The organism is Geomonas diazotrophica (assembly GCF_019063885.1).
Taxonomy (GTDB): domain Bacteria; phylum Desulfobacterota; class Desulfuromonadia; order Geobacterales; family Geobacteraceae; genus Geomonas; species Geomonas diazotrophica.
Genome location: NZ_CP077684.1, coordinates 2,742,264 through 2,759,402 on the forward strand (window position 1 = coordinate 2,742,264; position 17,139 = coordinate 2,759,402).

Consider the following 17,139-nt stretch of genomic DNA (forward strand, 5'->3'; position numbering starts at 1 on the left):
GCTTTGGTTAAAATTTGAACTTTCCAATCTTAACAAACTCGGACGGAAAAAAAAGGAGCCCTCTGCACGGGAACGTCCCGGAGAGAGTAAGCGGCATCCCGAAGCTTCACAGAAGGGGCGCCGCCCCTCTGCGGGAGGGGGTAAGGGGCGGGGGAGGATGGCAGGCAAAAAAAAAGACCCTCCCGGTCGGGAGGGTCTTTCGGTGCGAGGCGGCACCGGCTGCTAATAGGCGTAGAGCACCGAGAGAAGCGCCTTCTCCTTGGGGGTGGAGGCGCGCTCACCCTGCACCTCGATGCTGTAGAGCGCGGGGTTGTGCTTGGGAGCGATGCCGGAACCGACCCCGGCCACGCCGGCGCCGGAGTCGAGGTAGTCGACCCCGGTGGGGTCGGAGTTGCCGGGTATGGTATCGACCACCTTCGCGTAGATCTTGAAGTTGGTGTTCGCGGAGAGCCCCCGGAGGGTGAACTGCAGGTCGGGCACGTCCTTGGCGTTGCTCGTCTTGGACAGAGATCCCCAGTCCGCGGTCGCGTTCGCCAGCTTTGTCTTCAGGCCGCTCCCGACGACGAGCCCGATATCCCCTATCCCGCCCGAACCGTAAGCGGTGAGCAGCGGGCCAATCCCGGTCGAGTAGTTCGAGAAGAGCTTGGGGATGAACTCGCGGGTGACCAGTTCGGTCCCCCCGTAGGAGGCCTCGAGGGCATTGCGGTAGTTCTTCTGGCTGCCGGAGACCTTGGTCTCCAGGAGCAGCATCTGCATCAGCGCCGCCACGATCCCCAGGCAGATCAGGGTGAACATGAGGGCCGTCACCAGCGCGATACCGTCTTCGTTGCCGATCTTTTTCATAATCGTACCGTCTCGTTATTGGATGAGGTTCTGCGGCCGCACCACGATGGAGTACAGCTTCCAACGGTAGTTCTGCCAGCCTGTCCCGATCAGGGTGGCGAGGTTGAAGGCCCTCCCCTGAAGCGTGCCGCCGAAGTTCTCCCCGACGTTGATGATGGAATCGGGATGGGTGTAGCTGGTGTCTTTGCGGCCGGTATGAGCCAGGATGTAGACCCTGATCTCCTTCAACTGCTCCCTGATATCCTGGGCGCTGCCGGTGCCAGGGAGGGTGGTCTGGTGCAGGTTGACCTCCTTGGATCCGGCCGGGCCGATACCGTAGACCACCTGCATGTCGGCCACGCAGTCAAGCAGCGGGTACTCGGTGAAACCTCCCCCCTGGTTCACCACCGCCTTGTAGAGGACGCCGGTATTGGGGGCGCAGGCCGGAGGCGGGTTGGCGGGCCGGTTGACGTAGTAGTCGGCGCGGTTGAAGGGCATCCTGGGCTCGGTGGCGGCATCCACCCCGTAGACCTCGAACATGTCGCCCGATGAGTGGGGGAGCGTGAGGCTCGTGTACTGGTTCTGCTTGAAGTAGCTGGAGAAGTTGCCTCCGTTCACCTGCAGCTGGCGCGTCGGAATCCGGTCGATGAAGGTGTTCCTGAGCACGATGACCCGCTCGGTGGCACCGGTCACGGTCTGGAAGTCGCGGGTGGCGTCCCCCCAGTTGGTGGTACTCCGGCCGCTGTCCGTGTAGGCCACCTGCACCGATTTCTTCTGCGTCCCGGTGGTGGAACTCGCCACGGAGAGCGACTTGATCACCAGGTACTGCGCCCCGCCGTTGAAGGTGGTGGAACCGCTCAACACGGCGCGCGGCACGCCGGAGCCCACCCCGGCGTCGTTGTAGTTGAGGGGACTCTGCCCGCCGGACCAGAAGGTCGCGGCCATGGCCCCGCCGGAGTCGCCGCTCACCACCTCGGTGTACTTTGCCGAAGACGGGGTGGCCTGGAAGGACCAGGGGAGGCCGTAGCCGGCATTTTGCAGGTCGGAGCGAAACATCTCCAACCCCACGACGCTGCCGATGTCGGTCTCCATCTGTTTGCTCTGCTGCCCCACCTGGGTGAGCACCGTATTGAAGCCACTGGAGGCCACGATCAACACCGAAATGAAGATGGCCATGACCACCACCAGCTCGACCAGTGTGAAGCCCCGGCTGTTTTTGAGCATAGTTACCTCACCCCTCATGGTCTGGCCACCACGGATACCACGCGGTTTTGCGAGGTCATGTTCCTGTAGGCCCACTTGACCACTACGGTGACCTGGCGCGAGGTGGACTGGGCGCTTTCCGTCCGCAGCACCTGGCTGCTGCGCTCCACCACGTAGTTCTTGTTCGCCCCCCTCACCCGCCTGGTGACGTTGGTGACGGGGTAACTGTCGGCGATGGCGTCGAAGTTCATCCCTCGGAAGTCGGCCATGTATTTCTCGCCGAGCTTGATTGCCTCGTTGCGCAATTCGTTCCTTAAGTTGTGCTGCAGGCTCACGTTGAGACACTCCAGCACCCCGAACATCCCCACGGCGATGATCACCAGGGAGACCAGCAGCTCTATCAGGGTGAAGCCGCTGTTATTTTTGATCGATGCTGGCTGGAGCACAGGCACCTCCTGTTCTTCTTTTCCCCATTTTGCTGCTCACCGCGGAGACCACGACACTGTCCATGTTCCCTGTGGTCGCGGGGGCCCCGCCGGGCTCGACACAGATGGAGCGCTCGGTGAGATTCATGATGCCGGCCGCGTCGTAGAGCACCCGGTTGGCACTGGAACTGACCACCACCGGGAAGGAGAGGCTGACCACGGAAACCGGGGGAGCTGTGCTAACGTCGGCGGGGTAGATCGTCATCTGGTTGCCGTTGAAGAGCACGAGGCGCGGGGTTTTGGTATACATCGCCTCCAGCCGAATCTCCGTGAGCTTGCTGTAGATGGTGCGCACCTCAGCCTCCACGGCGGCTTTCTTCTGCATGGCACTGAACTGCAGCATGCCGATGCCCAGCAGTATCCCGCTGATGGCCATCACCACCACCAGCTCGACTATGGTAAAGCCCTTTTCTTTCATGCCTCAGCGCTCCTGGATGTGCATGATCCGCTTCACCGGCTTGTTGGCGCTCTTGCTGACCACGGGGAAGGCGTCGGCCGGCGGCTTGCCGGTCATCGGGGTCGTGGTGCGCCGCATCAGACGCGACGCCCCGCTGCCGAAAGCCTGGGCCAGGTCGACCTCCTTGAATTCGCCCGTGGAGAGCTGGATCAGCGCCTTGCCTGCCAGTGCGGCGTCGCTGGGCCTGCCGCCGGTATCGTAGCCGAGGGCCCAGAGGAAGGAGTTCCCGCCGAACCCGCAGGCATCCGAGGTCGGCTCGAAGGTGGTCACGAAGACGGTGCCGTTGGTCAGGGTGACCGCGTCGGAGACCACGCGTTCGGCGCCGAAGGCAGTGGTGGAGGCGTCCAGCTGGATCTTCCAGCCGCCGGAACCGACGCTGCTCGAGATAGAGGTGGACTGGTCGGTGACGTCCCCGAGGGCGACGGTGGTGCTGCAGCTCGCATCGTAGATGTTGCCCGGCAGGTTGCTGGTGTTGTAGCAGGGCTCCTTGACGCCGTAGATCCACCGGCGCGTCGAGTAGTCGTCGATGTCGGTGCCGGAGCGGTAATAGTACCTGCCGCTGCCGAAGTAAAGCCAGAGCTTTTTGTTCTTGCGGTCCTGGAGCCTGGCTATGGAGGTGACCACAGGGCCGGTCCCCTCGATGACCTTGCTCCAGGTCCAGTGGGCAGGGTCGGTGTCGTTGTGGGTGACGATCCTGATCACGCCGCCGTCGGTCCAGGTGGCCGGGGTGCCGGCGACCTTCTTGGTGTATCCGGCGAAGACGGCGTCATCCTGGTAGAATCCGTTGGCGCTGGAGTCCCAGCGGTCGGCGTCGATGGCACCGCCCATCATGGAGCCTGCGAACGCCTCCGCAATTTCGGTGTCGATGGCCCGGACCATCTCGCCGGTTTTCAGGTCGACCACGAAGAACTTCAGGTTCTGGTTGGAGCGCCCCTGGAACTGGTTGCCGTCGGTATCGATGGGGCCGGTGGGCCCGGATCCGAAGATGGCGAACCAGCGCCCGTTCTTGGCGCGGTCCCCTACCCTGACGATGGCCGGGCCGGTGGTGGCGAAGCCGAGGTCGTTGTCCGCAGCGCGGTTGAACTCCCACATCAGCGAGGGGTTCTTCGGGTCGCTCACGTCGAGAGCGAAATAGGTGGAGAAACCGAGCCCCTTGCTGGTATCGGAAGGGTCGGTGCGCGGCGTCGGTACGCAGTTGCTGGTGGAGGGGGTGCTGCAGCTGGACGAGGAGGCGCCGCCGATCCCCATGGACCCGATCAGGATGCTGCGCCAGGGGTTGGCGCTGCCGTCAAGCGAGTTGGCGCCGTCGACCACCGAGGTCAGCTTGGTGCAGTTCCAGTAGCTGGTGGCGTTGCAGCCGGAAACGCCGCTGGGCGCGCCGATGCTGGCATCCAGCAGGAGGGTCGGGCCGTCCACGTAGTACAGATGGTTGTATTTCGGATCGCCGAAGTATTTCAGATACGGAAGGGCCTGTTTAGGGATGTAGGCCCACATCTCCTCGCCCAGGGCAGGGTCGGAGTTGGAGAGCTTGCTCAGGGTCGCCTTCTGGGTCCCGCTCGCTGTGACGTTCAAGAGGCCGAAGTTGAAGGCATGCAGCATCCCGTCGTTGCCCCCCACGTACACCATGCCGCGATTGTGGTAGTCGCTGGACTGGATGTAGGAGGTGTACGAGGTGTCGCTGTAACCGCTGGGAGGCTGCAGGTTGTAACCGTTCAGCCTGAGGTTCGACTGGATGCGCGGCGTGGACGAGATGATGTCACCCAGGCGCCAGACCCCGGAGCTTGCCACGTTGGTGCTCTTGTTGAGGATAGAGACGGTCCTGGAGCGGTAGCCGGTCTCCTCCAGCCCGTGCACGTAGTCGATCAGGGTGGGCGCATCCGTGGTGGACACGTCCAGGTAGGACGCGAGGGTGTTGGCATTGTTCCCGCCGCCGGTATTGGGGAAGGTCGCCGACGAGAACTGGATCAGCGAAGTCCCGTTGGTCGAGGTGTAGATCTTGCGCGGCCTGGCGCCGGTGCCGGTGAGCGGGCGTTGCCACAGCGTCTTGCCGGCGCGCCAGATACTGAGCACATCGTCGCTGTCCTCCTTGGTCTCCGCGGTGTCCCCCGCCCCGTCGCCGTTGGTGTCCTGGGAGACGTAGGCATAGGTGACGTTGTCGGTAGGGTCGAAGCGGAAACTGACCACCTTGTCCGCGATCAGGTCGAAGGCGTTGTTCTGGTCGGTATCCTCCCTGATGGTGGAGCGGTTGACCTGCGGGTCGACGTAGTACCAAAGGTTCTGCATTTCACCGATCCAGCTCGCCTCTGTCTGGTTGTAGAAGACCTTCTTGGGATAGAACACCGCCTGCAGGATGTTGGCGCCGCTACCCTCGGAGTTGCTGAGGATCGACGCCGCGGTACCGGAGGAGGCGCCCGCCGCGATGCTCTCCAGGGCGGCCTTCAGCTCGGTTCTCAGTTGGGTCGGGTTGTTCGGGTTGTGCAGCGTAGTCCCGCCGTTCACCGCGGTCATGTTCATCTGCACGTATGGATCGCAGACGTTGGTCGTGCCGGTGCTGGACGGCGCGTTGTACACCACGTGGGTCTTGATGGTCTGGGCGTTCTCGCAGGCGGTGGCGCCGGTGCCGTGGCAGACCTGGCTCGGATCGAAGAGGTTGCGGTGATAGGCGAAGTAGCTCAGGTCGTGGATGTAGGGACTCCCCGCATAGCTGCCGCATACCCCGGAGGTGGAGCCGCTCTCGGCCAGCGTGTTCGGGTCCCTGAAGTAGCCGGAGCTGTCGGTGACCTTGTTCCTCATGGTGTCGTTCTTGTCCGCGGTGGATGTGCCGTCCGTGATCAGCATGACGTTGTTTTGCTGGCAGCGGAACTGGATCGGGTTGTGGTTTGTGTAGTCATCCGTACCGGTCAGGGGCTCCTGGATGGCTGCCGTCGTCGGGGTGAACTTGGTCGAGTTCAGGGTCGCGGTAGTCGCGGTGGCATCCTTGACGAAGTAGGCGATGGCGTTGTAGAAGGCCTCGGCAAAGGGGGTCCACGAGACCGCCGGGATGCCGTCGATGGTGTTGATTAAGCCGGAACTGTGGTCGCCAACGGCTGTGCCGATGTGGTCGAGCACCTTGCTGGCGTCCTTGTTGGTGGCGGCCTGGCAGGTCCCTTCGCTCAAGCTGGAGAGGCAGTCCGAGTCGGTGCTGCACATCTTGTTCTGGTTGCCGGAGCAGAACTTGGGACAAGGCATGCCGACGGTGCTGCCACACTCGGTCGCCGAGCCGTAGTTATTGAAGCTCATGACCCCAAAACGGATGCTGCTGGCGAAGTCATTGATGAGGCCGGTCGGGGCCGACGAGACCCCCACCTTTCCGTAGAAGGGGTTGTTACAGGTCTGGGGGACGCAGGTCCCCGGCGAGGTGCAGTCGGAATTGCTGGTGCAAGTGGTGGCCGGTGCGTTGGAGCAGACCTTGGTGGAGCAGTCCGCATCTGTGGAGCAGGTGGTCGTGGTCCTGCGGGAGCAGTAACCAGGTTTGCCTGCGGGGCCGACCGGGGAGCCGATGGCGCGCACCCCGGCATCCATCAGTACCGACGGGATGTTGCCGCTGGTGGGGATGACCGAGGAGGGGTCGGTCACTTCCGCGAAGTTCTGCCCCATGCAGTAGTGCAGGATCTCGTTCTTGACGCAGGTATCGCCGTCGTTCAACCACTTGTCGCTGTTGTTCCTCCAGCATTTCCCCATGAAGCCGGTGGTGTCAGAACTGGTGCCGATATAGGGCGCGACCGGAGCCGAATGGGTTGCCGCGCTGGTGCAGATGTAGTTGCCGCTGGACTCGTCGGTTAGAGCCGCCGGTGCGATCGGGGTCTTCGGGTCCGAGTAGACGTTGGCACAGGCCGTCTGCAGGGAGTTGACGCTCACACCCTGCCAGATATCACCGCCGGTCCTGATATTGTCCTTGATCTTCCAGCATGCCTGCTGGGTGTGGTTGATAGTGGCCAGCGCGTTGTCCGCGTTGGTGGTGTCCAGACAGTTCTTGGTATCGGTGCTGGCCTGACCGTAGTTGCCGTTACTCCAGTTGTAGACCGCGCACTGGCAGTCGGACTGGTTGTAGGTCCCCTCGAAGATCTCGATGCGGGTCCCCCCCCCCTGGGTGCTCGGGTCATAGTTCGGCTCGACCGCGGTGGGACCGCGGACCGCGAAGGAAAGGCCGGAGATGGCCGGCACCACCTTGACGAAACGCCGGCCGACACACCCCCTGGTCTCGCCTTGCAGCAGGCTGCTTCCGGAGACGTACTTCCCGCCGGTCAGGATCTTCTTCTCGATGTCGAATTTGGAGGCAGCAAGCCAGTTCAGGAACTTTCCGCTGGCGATGAAGGTGTCGATCACCCTGGTGGGAGGCGTTACGGTATTGTCGCCGGACATGGCTATGTAGACGTAGCTGGTCCGGTAGATGCCGGTGCCGGTGGTCGTGGGTACCCCGGTATTGATCTCCACGAACTTCCCGCCCGAATACTGGTAGACGGGATAGGTGAAGGTGCCGTCGCTGTTGAGCTTGCTGAAGTACCCCTCGTAGTCCTTGGTGTCGTCGTAGGTGTTATCGAAGCAATAGGATGAGGAGACCGTCGCGGACCCCGCCCCGGTGCCGCAGGTGTAGGTCGGGGCAGCCGATGTCGATCCCGCGATGTAGCCGAGGTCGTACATACTCGCGGAGTTGTCGATCATGAGCAACAGGTTCGGCTTGATCCCGCCGGTGATGAAGGGAGGGGTGATGCACCAGTTGTCGCCCGGATCGGCAGCGAGCGCCGCGCCGGGTAAAAGCATGGCAGTGAGGATCAGTAGCGGCAAGTTCTTGATCAAGAGCCTGTTCAGAGTCTTTCCCATTGAACACCTCGTATAGATGGGCATGAAAGCTTCAGTCGAAGTCGGACGAAAATTCACGGTCGGTTACCTCGCCAGCAGTTCCCGCATAGCGGCGGCATCCTTGTACCCTACCAAAATCTTCCCGTCTGGCAAAACCAGCGTCGGCGTCGAGACAATCCCGTTCGACTCGGCGAACTTGATGGTCTCCTCCACCGGCTTTCTGGCGTCCTTATCGGTAGCGGTGGGCAATGGCTCGCCGGCGAACGATTTCTCCAGGAGCTCCAGGGACCCCTGCGCCAGGATCACCCGCGACTTGTCGTACGCCTTGGGATGCATCTTCAGGGGGTAGAGCTTGATGTAGATGGCGAGGTCGGGCTCCAGGGCCGCCAGCTTCTTCAGCTCGACGTGGGCCTTGGCGCAGTAGGGGCACTCGGGGTCGGTGAAAACGAACAGCTTCTTTTTCCCCTTCGGGTTCCCGAGGATGAGCGCGTCGGCGGTGGTGAGGGTGGCCGGATCGAGACGCTCCTTGCGCTCCGTTTTCGCCTGCTGGGCCGAGCCCCCCACCGGCTGCCTGGAGGCGATGTCGAAGACCTGGCCGGCGATGATGTGCTTTTTGCCGTAGTCGAGATAGGCGACCCCGGTCTTGCCGGCCTGCTCGAAGGTCACCTCGTACAGCCCGCGCACCGGCGCCGGCTTCACATCCTTGACCGGCCCGATCTCCTTCAGGAGACCGCTCGCCTCCTGGAGCGTGATGGAGTGGCAGGAGGCGCAGTCCCCGCTGCATCCTTCCGACATGGCGAAGGCGGGTGCGGCAAAGGCGATAGCGACCAGGGTGAAGCAGGCTGCAAAGAGACGGGTGAGATTTTTTGCGAAGGACATTCAGCTACCTCATGGGTGATTTCGTTGCTCGGGAAAGGTGAGCAACAACCGTGCCTTGGCCTCCACCGCGGCGCGGAAGCATCTGTTTCGGCGTCAATACGGTTAGTTGTGGCATACCATAGCACGGGGATACAGCAAAAAACTACGCATTTTTTTCATAGCAGAAGCACCTACCCCGCAAAAAATTGGCACCTTTTCGGTGCCGAGGTCCGCCGGGTGCTAGCCGAGGTCGTACTCCTTGAGCTTGTACAGCAGGGCCCGGTGGCTGATCTCCAGGAGCCGCGCCGCGTGGGTCCGGTTCCCCGCCGTTTGTTCCAGCGCGCGCACGATCAGTTGCCGCTCCAGCGCCTCCGCCCCCTTCTTTATCGAGAGGGAGTCGACCAAGTCCCCTCCCCTGGCCTCCAGCCCCGCTCCCCTGCGCACCGCCTCCGGCAGGCAGGCAAGCCCCAGCGTGCCACCATCGCAGAGCACCAGCCCGCGTTCGATGCAGTTCTCCAGTTCTCTCACGTTACCCGGCCAGCCGTAGCGCACCAAGGCCTGCAACGCCTCGGGCGTGGGGCGCACCCCAGGCATCCCCATGCGCTCTCCGTGCTTCTCCAGGAAGTGGTCCACCAGGAGGGGGATGTCCTCCACGCGCTCCCGAAGGGGCGGCAGGGACAGTGCGAAGACGTTGATGCGGAAATAGAGATCCTCGCGGAACCTTCCTGCCGCGACTTCCCCGGCCAGGTCCCTGCTGGTGGCGGATACCACCCTGACATCGACCTTTTGCGCGGCGGAAGCGCCGAGCCTTCGGATCTCCTCCTCCTGCAGCACCCGCAGCAGCTTGACCTGCAGCGAAAGCGGAAGCTCCCCTATCTCGTCCAGGAAAAGGGTGCCGCCGTTCGCCTCTTCGAAGAGGCCGATCTTGTCGTGTCCAGCATCGGTGAAGGCCCCCTTGACGTGCCCGAAGAGCTCGCTCTCCAGCAGGGCGGCGGGTATGGCGCCGCAGTTCACGGCGACGAAGGGGCCCTGGCGGCGCACGCCGCAGTTGTGCAGCGCCCGCGCCACGAGTTCCTTGCCCGTTCCTGACTCCCCCTGGATCAGGACGGTGGTCTTGTGCTCGGAGAGCTTCTTGACCAGCTCCATGATCTCCGCCATCCGGGCGTTTCTGCTTATGATGTCGGGGAAGGCGCGTCCCCGCACCGCGTCGCGCAGCCTGCGGTTCTCGTCCTTTAGCCGCTCCCGCTCCTCCGCCTTTTTCAGCACCAGCGAGATCTCGTCGCTGTTGAAGGGTTTGGAGATGTAATCGTAGGCACCAAGTTTCATGCACTCGATGGCATCGTCGACGGTGCCGTAGGCGGACATCATGATGATGGTGGCGCCGATGCCGGATTCGTTGCAGGCAGTCAGGAATTTTTTGCCGTCCATGACCGGCATGCGGATGTCGCACAGGATGAAGGCGTAGCCTCCCTCGCGCGCCTTGGCCAGGGCGTCCGCGCCGTCTGCGGACTGCTCCACCAGGTAACCCTGCTTTTTCAAGAGGACCTGGAGCATGTGACGCAGGTTCGCCTCGTCGTCCACCACCAGGATTTTCTTTTTCTCGCTCAAAACGTGCTCCTTGTCGGACTGGTCGGGCTGGTCGGACTGGCCGGAATGCTGAAAAAGCCGCCAACTGCCAGCAGCAAGCCCCTACCCCCTAGCCCCCTGTCCACTGGCCGGCAGCGTCAGGGTGAAGCGGCTCCCCTTCCCTAGCTCGCTCTGCACGCCGAGCCTGCCACCACAGGACTCGGCTATCCGCGCTGCGATCGCCAGCCCCAGACCGGTCCCCTTCCCGGGCTCCTTGGTGGTGAAAAACGGATCGAAAACCTTGCTCAGCAGCTCCGGAGGCATCCCCTCGCCGTTGTCCGCCACCTCGATGACCACTTCGGCTCCGGAGCGCCTCCCCTTTAGCCACAGGTTGCCCCCCTTCGGCATTGCGTCCCGCGCGTTCACGATGAGGTTGATCAGCAACTGTTCGAGCTGGTGCGGGTCGGCGTGCACTGCGGCAAGCCCGTCTTCGACCTCGACGGATACCTCGAGGTGCTTCAGCACGCCCTGGCCTGCCAGCAGTTCCACCACCTTTTCCAACAGGGTGCGTATCTCCACTTCCTCCCACTGCACACGCTTGGGACGGGCGTAATCCAAAAGCCCCCGCACGATGCGGTCGATACGCCTTGACTCCTCATCGATGCGGCGCAGGTAGTCGGACTTTTCCGGGTCGGCGGCCAGCTCATCGGCGAGGATGGTGCCGTACCCCATGATCGCGGCAAGGGGCGTGCCGATCTCGTGCGCCATCCCGGCAGCCAGGAGCCCGACGGAGGCCATCTTTTCGGAACGAACCGCCTCGTTTCTCGCCTCGACCAGCTCCTTGTTGGCCCACTTCAGCGAGGCGACCTTCTCCTCGACCTCCACCCTCTTCTCCCGAAGCGCAACCATCATGCTGTTGAACCCGTCCGAGAGCTCGGCGACCTCGGAGCTCCCCGCCACGTTGACGGAAACACCGAGATCCCCCGCGGTGATGCGACGGGTGGCCGAGAGAAGACGCTTGATGGGCGAGACCACGGTGCGGGACAGCAGGTAGGATCCGAAAACGAGGAGCAACAGGAAGTCCAGGGCGAAGTAGGCGAGGAACAGGTGCCTTGACGTGGACAGCCGATCCTGGACCGGTTGCAGCGACAGCGTGAGGCGCGCGGCCCCGACCACCTTCCCCTGCTGCACGATGGCGACGTAGCAGCGGCCGCTCGTCTTGTCCGGGGAGATCTGGAAAAAGGACCGCCCGCTTGCAAGGACAGCGAGAAGGTTACTATCCGTATCGCTGCCATCGGCAACCGCGTAGAGCCGCCGCCCCCCCTGGTCGACCACCACCAGCCCGGCGAAACTCCGGTCGCGTCTCAGCTGCTCGAGATACTGCACTACCTGGCTTTCGGGGTCCGGCGGGGCCAAGGGACGCGGCAGGGCCGACACGATGGCGGCCAGGAGCTGCTTGGCGTCCTCTCCCTTCTGGGCCAGGAGGTCGTTTTCGGAGGTTTTGAAGGAGATCAGAGAGAGGAGGGCCCAGGTGAGCACGAGCAGCATGCTCAGGGCGGAGAGGATGTAGAAAGTGAGGCTGAACCGGAATGGTCTCATAGCCGCCGCTTCAGCTTCCCACGTTCAGGTACCAGTTGATGATGCGCCTGCCGTAGAAGACGTACAGCACGGCGCCCCCCGCGAGGAACGGGCCGAACGGTATGGCGAGTGTGGAGTCCTTCTTGCGGATCAGCATGAGGGTGACACCTATGATCGACCCCAAAAGGGAAGACACGAAGACGATGAACAGGATCGATTTCCAGCCGAGGAAGGCCCCCATCATGGCCAGGAGCTTCACGTCGCCCCCTCCCATGCCGTCCTTCTTGGCGACGACCTGGTAGATCCAGGCGATGAGGAGCAGGCTGCCGCCTCCGGCAATGATGCCGATCAGGGAGTTGAGCCAGCCCAGCTGCGGGATGAAGAACGAGATGAGAAAGCCGAGGACGATGCCGGGCAGGGTGATGCGGTCCGGGATGATCTGGTGTTCCAGGTCGATGAAGGTGACCACGACCAGGGCGCTGCAGAATACGAAGAGCACCCCGAAGTAGAACAGACCGGTGAACAGGAACTGGACCGGGGCCCCTTCCTCGAACAGACGCTGCGGGAAGAACTTGAAGAAAAGGGCCAGGGAAAGTAGGCCGTTCAGGAGCTCGACCAGCGGGTACTGGATCGAGATGCGTGCGCCGCAGGAGCGGCACTTTCCCCCGAGCAGCAGGTAGCTCAGGATCGGGATGTTGTCGTACCAGCGGATCTGGTAGTCGCACTTGGGGCAGTGCGACGGGGGTGACACCACCGACTCGTCGTGCGGCATCCGGCAGATGCAGACGTTCAGGAAGGAGCCTACCACGGCCCCCAGCAGGAAAGCGAATACGGCGTAGATGATGTAAGGAGTCAAGGAAACCTCTTAACGGCCGTTCTAGGTTCTACGTTCTAAGTTCTACGTGAAAAGCCCTCCTAACTGCTCCTGTGACAGCGGCAAGGACAACTTAGAACATAGAACGTAGAACCGGTTTTTGGTCTACTTGAGCCTCAGGATCTTCTCCAGGCTCTCCTGGAGGAGCTTCTTCTTGTTGCCGAACTCGGCGATCTTCTCGCGCTCCTTCTCGACCACGTCGGCGGGCGCACGCTCGATGAAGCTCGGGTTCTCCAGTTTCTTGGAGAGGAACTCGATGTCCTTCTCGATCTTGGCGATCTCCTTGTTGAGACGCTTCTCTTCTTCCTCGACGTTCACGAGCCCCTTGAGCGGCACGATGATCTCGACGTCGCCTGCCACCTGCAGCGAGGCCTCGGCGGGACGCTCGATCCCCTGCCCGATGGCAAGGTCGGAAAGACGGGCGAGGCTCATCACGTAGACCTCGTTCTTCTTGAGCAGCTTGAGGCTCGACTCGGACTTGCAGTCGAGGATGGCGGCGATCTGCTTGCTCGGGGCAACTTCCATCTCGCCCCTGATATTCCTGATCCCCTTGATGACTTCCATCACCAGTTCCATCTCGACGGCGGCGGAGGCGTAGCCCGCCCACTCCTCGCGCGGGGTCGGGAAGTCGGAGATCATGATGGAATCGGCGGCGCCCTTCTTCTTGGGCAGTGCTTGCCAGATCTCCTCGGTGATAAAGGGCATGAACGGGTGCAAGAGGCGCAGGAGGTTCTCCAGCACCAGCCAGAGCACGTATTTCGCCGCCGCCTGGCGCTCGGCGTCACCCTTGTAGAGATCGTCCTTGGCCAACTCGATGTACCAGTCGCAGAACTCGCTCCAGGTGAAGCGGTACAACTCGCTGGCCGCCTCGTTGAAACGGAACCCGGTCAGCGCCGAGTCCAACGAACCTGCAGCCTCGTTGAGGCGGTACAGGATCCAGCGGTCCGCGTTGGAGAGCTTGAGCGACGCCACATCGACCTGGTCCGGTTCGAACCCTTCCAGGTTCATCATGGCGAAACGCGATGCGTTCCAGATCTTGTTGGCGAAGTTGCGGTAGCCGGCGATCCTCTCCTCGGCTAGCTTGATGTCGCGCCCCTGCGCGGCGAAGGCAGCCAGGGTGAAGCGGAAGGCGTCGGTGCCGTAGGCGTCGATGACGGTCAGCGGATCGATCACGTTCCCCTTGGACTTGGACATCTTCTGCCCCTGCGCGTCACGCACCAGGGCGTGGATGTAGACGTCGGTGAAGGGGACCTCGTCCATGAAGTGCAGCCCCATCATCATCATGCGGGCCACCCAGAAGAAGAGGATGTCGAAGCCGGTAACCAGGCAGGAGGTCGGGTAGAAGGCGGACAGCTCCGGGGTCTTTTCCGGCCACCCCATGGTGGAGAAGGGCCAGAGGGCCGAGGAGAACCAGGTGTCGAGCACGTCGGTTTCCTGGCGGATCTCGTCGGAGCCGCACTGGCTGCACGCGGTCGGGTCTTCCTTGGCCACGGTGATGTGACCGCAGTGGTCGCAGTACCAGGCGGGAATCCGGTGTCCCCACCAGATCTGGCGCGAGATGCACCAGTCGCGGATGTTCTCCATCCAGTCGTAGTAGGTGTTTTCCCACTGCTGCGGCACGATCTTGGTGCGCCCGTCCTTGACGGCGCCGAGGGCGCGCTCGGCAAGCGGTCCCACCTTCACGTACCACTGCAGGGACATGTACGGCTCGACGACGGTCTTGCAGCGGTAGCAGCCGCCGACGGAGAGGGCGTGATCCTGGATCTTCTCGAGAAGCCCGGCAGCCTCGAGGTCGGCCACCACCTGTTTCCTGGCGGCGAAGCGGTCCATCCCCTCGTACTGCTTGCCGGCGGCGTTTACCACGCCGGACTCGTCGAAGACGTTGATGCGGTCGAGGTTGTGCCTGAGGCCCATCTCGAAGTCGTTGAAGTCGTGCGCCGGGGTGATCTTCACCACACCGGTGCCGAACTCGCGGTCTACGTAGTCGTCCCCGATGACCGGGATCTCGCGGTTCACCAAGGGGAGCATGACCTTCTTCCCGATCAGGTGGCTGTAGCGCTCGTCCTCGGGGTGCACGGCCACGGCGGTGTCCCCCAGCATGGTCTCGGGACGGGTGGTGGCGACCACCACGTACTCGTCGCTCCCCACCACCGGGTAGCGCAGGTGCCAGAGGTTCCCCGCCTTGTCCTCGTGCTCGACCTCGATGTCGGAGAGCGCGGTGTGGCAGCGCGGGCACCAGTTGATCAGGCGGTTGTCGCGGTAGATCAGCTTCTCCTGGTACAGGCGCACGAACACCTCGCGCACCGCCTTGGAAAGACCGGCGTCCATGGTGAAGCGCTCGCGCTCCCAGTCGCAGGAGGCGCCGAGCCTTTTCAGCTGGCCGATGATCTGCCCGCCCGACTCGCCCTTCCACTGCCAGACCCGCTCGATGAACCCTTCGCGGCCCAGTTCGAAGCGATCCTTCCCTTCGGCGGCGAGCTGGCGCTCGACCACGTTCTGGGTCGCGATGCCCGCGTGGTCGGTACCCGGCATCCAGAGCACGTTGTAGCCGCTCATCCGCTTCCAGCGGCACAGGATGTCCTGCAGGGTATTGTTTAGGGCGTGCCCCATGTGCAGCACGCCGGTGATGTTCGGGGGGGGGATGACGATGGAGTAGCTCGGCTTATCCGAGGGGACGGTGGCGTGGAAGTACCCCTTCCCTTCCCACTCCTGGTACCACTTCTGCTCAACGCTTTTCGGCTCGTAAACCTTTTCCAGCTCTTTGTTTGCCATCTAATCTACCTCATTTTAAAAATGCTCTAGCAGGGTTGGCCCTGCACAGCTTGAAATCTTCGTTAGCGCCTGCGCGCCAGCCCGCCCGAGGTCCCCTCCTCCCTCCGGGAGAGGGTGACCGAAGGCCGGGTGAGGGAGACGCCGCCAGGGACATCGCCTATCGCATCGCCCTCACCCCGTCCCTCTCCCGGGGGGAGAGGGTGGCTAGGCCATTAACGGTGGGAGTGCCCCAGTATGAAAAAAGGGGATCGTAAAATCCCCTGTTTCATAAGCGGATGCGCGTAAGACGTCCGCCTTAGCCGCGTACGCCGCTCTTCAGTTTCCTGATTTCTTCCTTGATGATCACCTCGGCCAGATCGGGGACCACTTCCCAGACGATCCGCTCGATCACCTCGCGGGACACCTTGGAGAGTGCGGCCACCAGTTGGTCCTCGGTCAGTTCGGCAACGGCCGCGGGCTGCGGGGCTGCGGCCTGCGGGGCTGCCGCCTGAAGTGGCGCCGCTGGGGCGGGGGCCGCAAAGACGGGTTCGGGCTGTGCCGCTGCAGCAGGCGCTGCGGCCTGCGGCGCGGGTTCCTCCGCCTCGAACTCGAAGGGCTCGTACTCCGGCACCCCGAACGCCTCGGCCTCGGCCTCGGTCTCGGCCTGCGCGGGTACCGCCACCGCGGCTTCCGGCTCCTCGCTGAAAGCGAAGAACTCCTCCTCGCTGACGGTGAGCGAGGAATCAACGGCCGGCTCCTCCAGGTCGAGCGCCGGGCCGGTCTCTTCGATCTCTTCGGTTTCGTCGAAGTTGAAAATCTCTTCAGCCTCGAACTCGGACTCGTCCGCCGCCTCCGGCTCCACCACTCCGAACAGCTCGGACGGCGCCTCAACGGCAGCGGCGGGAGTCTCCTCCTCCAGCTCGAAGGCACCCCACAGGTCGTCTTCCATGCTCGCCTCGACCGGCTCCACCTGCGCGGCAGGAGCGGCGGCTGCAACCGGGGCCTCCCAGGCCGGCTCTGGCGGAGCGGCGGGGGCCTCCCAGGCGGGCTCGGTTTCGATGCCGACGCTCTCCCAGATGTCTTCCTCGGCGGCAGCCGGAGCAGCGGCGGCCGGTGCTGCGGCTACCGGGGCGGCTGCGGCCGGGGCCATGGCGTCCAAGGAGGAGAGATCGCCCCAGATTTCCTCGGCTGCGGGAGCCGGGGCTGCCGGCTGTGCCACCGGGGGAGCGGTCTTTCTGGTCTTGCCCAGTTCCAGCATCTCCTTGACCCTGTCGATCAACTGCTGCGATTCGAAGGGCTTGGAGATGGTGGCATCGGCACCGCATTCCCGCGCCTTCTCCTCGTCCAGCGGCTCGAAGGCGCCGATCAGGAGGATGATGGGGACCGCGCCGAGCACGGGGTCGCGACGGATCTCGGCGCAGACCTCGTAGCCGGTCTTGCCGGGCATCAGCGCGTCGACCAGCATCACGTCCGGCTTGGTCTCCCGCGCCTTCTCAAGGGCAGCAGTACCGTTGTCGACAACGGTCAGCTCAAACTCCTCATTGGCGAAGATGATCGCCACGACCTTCTGAATGGTGATGCTGTCATCGGCGAGGAGCAGTCTATTGCCCATCTATCCCCCCTCTACTTAGGAAGCTTACTTCAGGAGTTATTGTTGCCACGACAAATTCGAGTCGTCCGGCTGATACAGAGCTGATCCGGGAAGT

The 17,139-nt window shown here is 63.1% G+C and carries 11 protein-coding genes; all 11 read right to left on the reverse strand.

The window, feature by feature from the left end; genetic code table 11:
* Positions 1–222: 222 nt before the first annotated feature.
* Entirely contained in the window at positions 223–843 is a 621-nt protein-coding gene (locus KP003_RS11950; protein ID WP_216788485.1) for a pilus assembly PilX N-terminal domain-containing protein, read from the reverse strand.
* 15 nt (positions 844–858) lie between these two features.
* Positions 859–2,046 carry a PilW family protein gene (locus KP003_RS11955; RefSeq protein WP_216788486.1) on the reverse strand — a complete coding sequence of 396 codons (1,188 nt, stop codon included), beginning with the start codon at positions 2,044–2,046 and terminating at the stop codon, positions 859–861.
* Positions 2,047–2,060: 14 nt separating this feature from the next.
* Positions 2,061–2,471, reverse strand: a complete 411-nt coding sequence (locus KP003_RS11960) for a type IV pilus modification PilV family protein (RefSeq protein WP_216497799.1) — start codon at positions 2,469–2,471, stop codon at positions 2,061–2,063.
* Positions 2,443–2,928 (reverse strand): pilus assembly FimT family protein, encoded by a 486-nt coding sequence (locus KP003_RS11965; RefSeq protein ID WP_216788488.1) that lies wholly within the window; start codon positions 2,926–2,928, stop codon positions 2,443–2,445. The genes KP003_RS11960 and KP003_RS11965 overlap by 29 nt, the downstream gene beginning before the upstream one ends.
* Before the next feature lie 3 nt (positions 2,929–2,931).
* Entirely contained in the window at positions 2,932–7,827 is a 4,896-nt protein-coding gene (locus tag KP003_RS11970; protein ID WP_216788490.1) for a pilus assembly protein, read from the reverse strand.
* A gap of 63 nt (positions 7,828–7,890) precedes the next feature.
* Positions 7,891–8,685, reverse strand: coding sequence for a DsbC family protein (locus tag KP003_RS11975; protein WP_216788496.1), 795 nt, complete (start codon positions 8,683–8,685; stop codon positions 7,891–7,893).
* A gap of 219 nt (positions 8,686–8,904) precedes the next feature.
* Entirely contained in the window at positions 8,905–10,272 is a 1,368-nt protein-coding gene (locus KP003_RS11980; RefSeq protein WP_216788498.1) for a sigma-54-dependent transcriptional regulator, read from the reverse strand.
* 81 nt (positions 10,273–10,353) lie between these two features.
* Positions 10,354–11,829, reverse strand: a complete 1,476-nt coding sequence (locus KP003_RS11985; protein ID WP_216497804.1) for a sensor histidine kinase — start codon at positions 11,827–11,829, stop codon at positions 10,354–10,356.
* Between the two features lie 10 nt (positions 11,830–11,839).
* On the reverse strand, positions 11,840–12,664 hold the full coding sequence (locus tag KP003_RS11990; protein WP_216497805.1) for a prepilin peptidase: 825 nt from the start codon (positions 12,662–12,664) through the stop codon (positions 11,840–11,842).
* 123 nt (positions 12,665–12,787) lie between these two features.
* Complete coding sequence (locus KP003_RS11995; RefSeq protein WP_216788504.1) at positions 12,788–15,454, reverse strand: valine--tRNA ligase; 2,667 nt, start codon at positions 15,452–15,454, stop codon at positions 12,788–12,790.
* Between the two features lie 295 nt (positions 15,455–15,749).
* Positions 15,750–17,045, reverse strand: coding sequence for a response regulator (locus tag KP003_RS12000; RefSeq protein ID WP_217299638.1), 1,296 nt, complete (start codon positions 17,043–17,045; stop codon positions 15,750–15,752).
* Positions 17,046–17,139 lie beyond the last annotated feature (94 nt).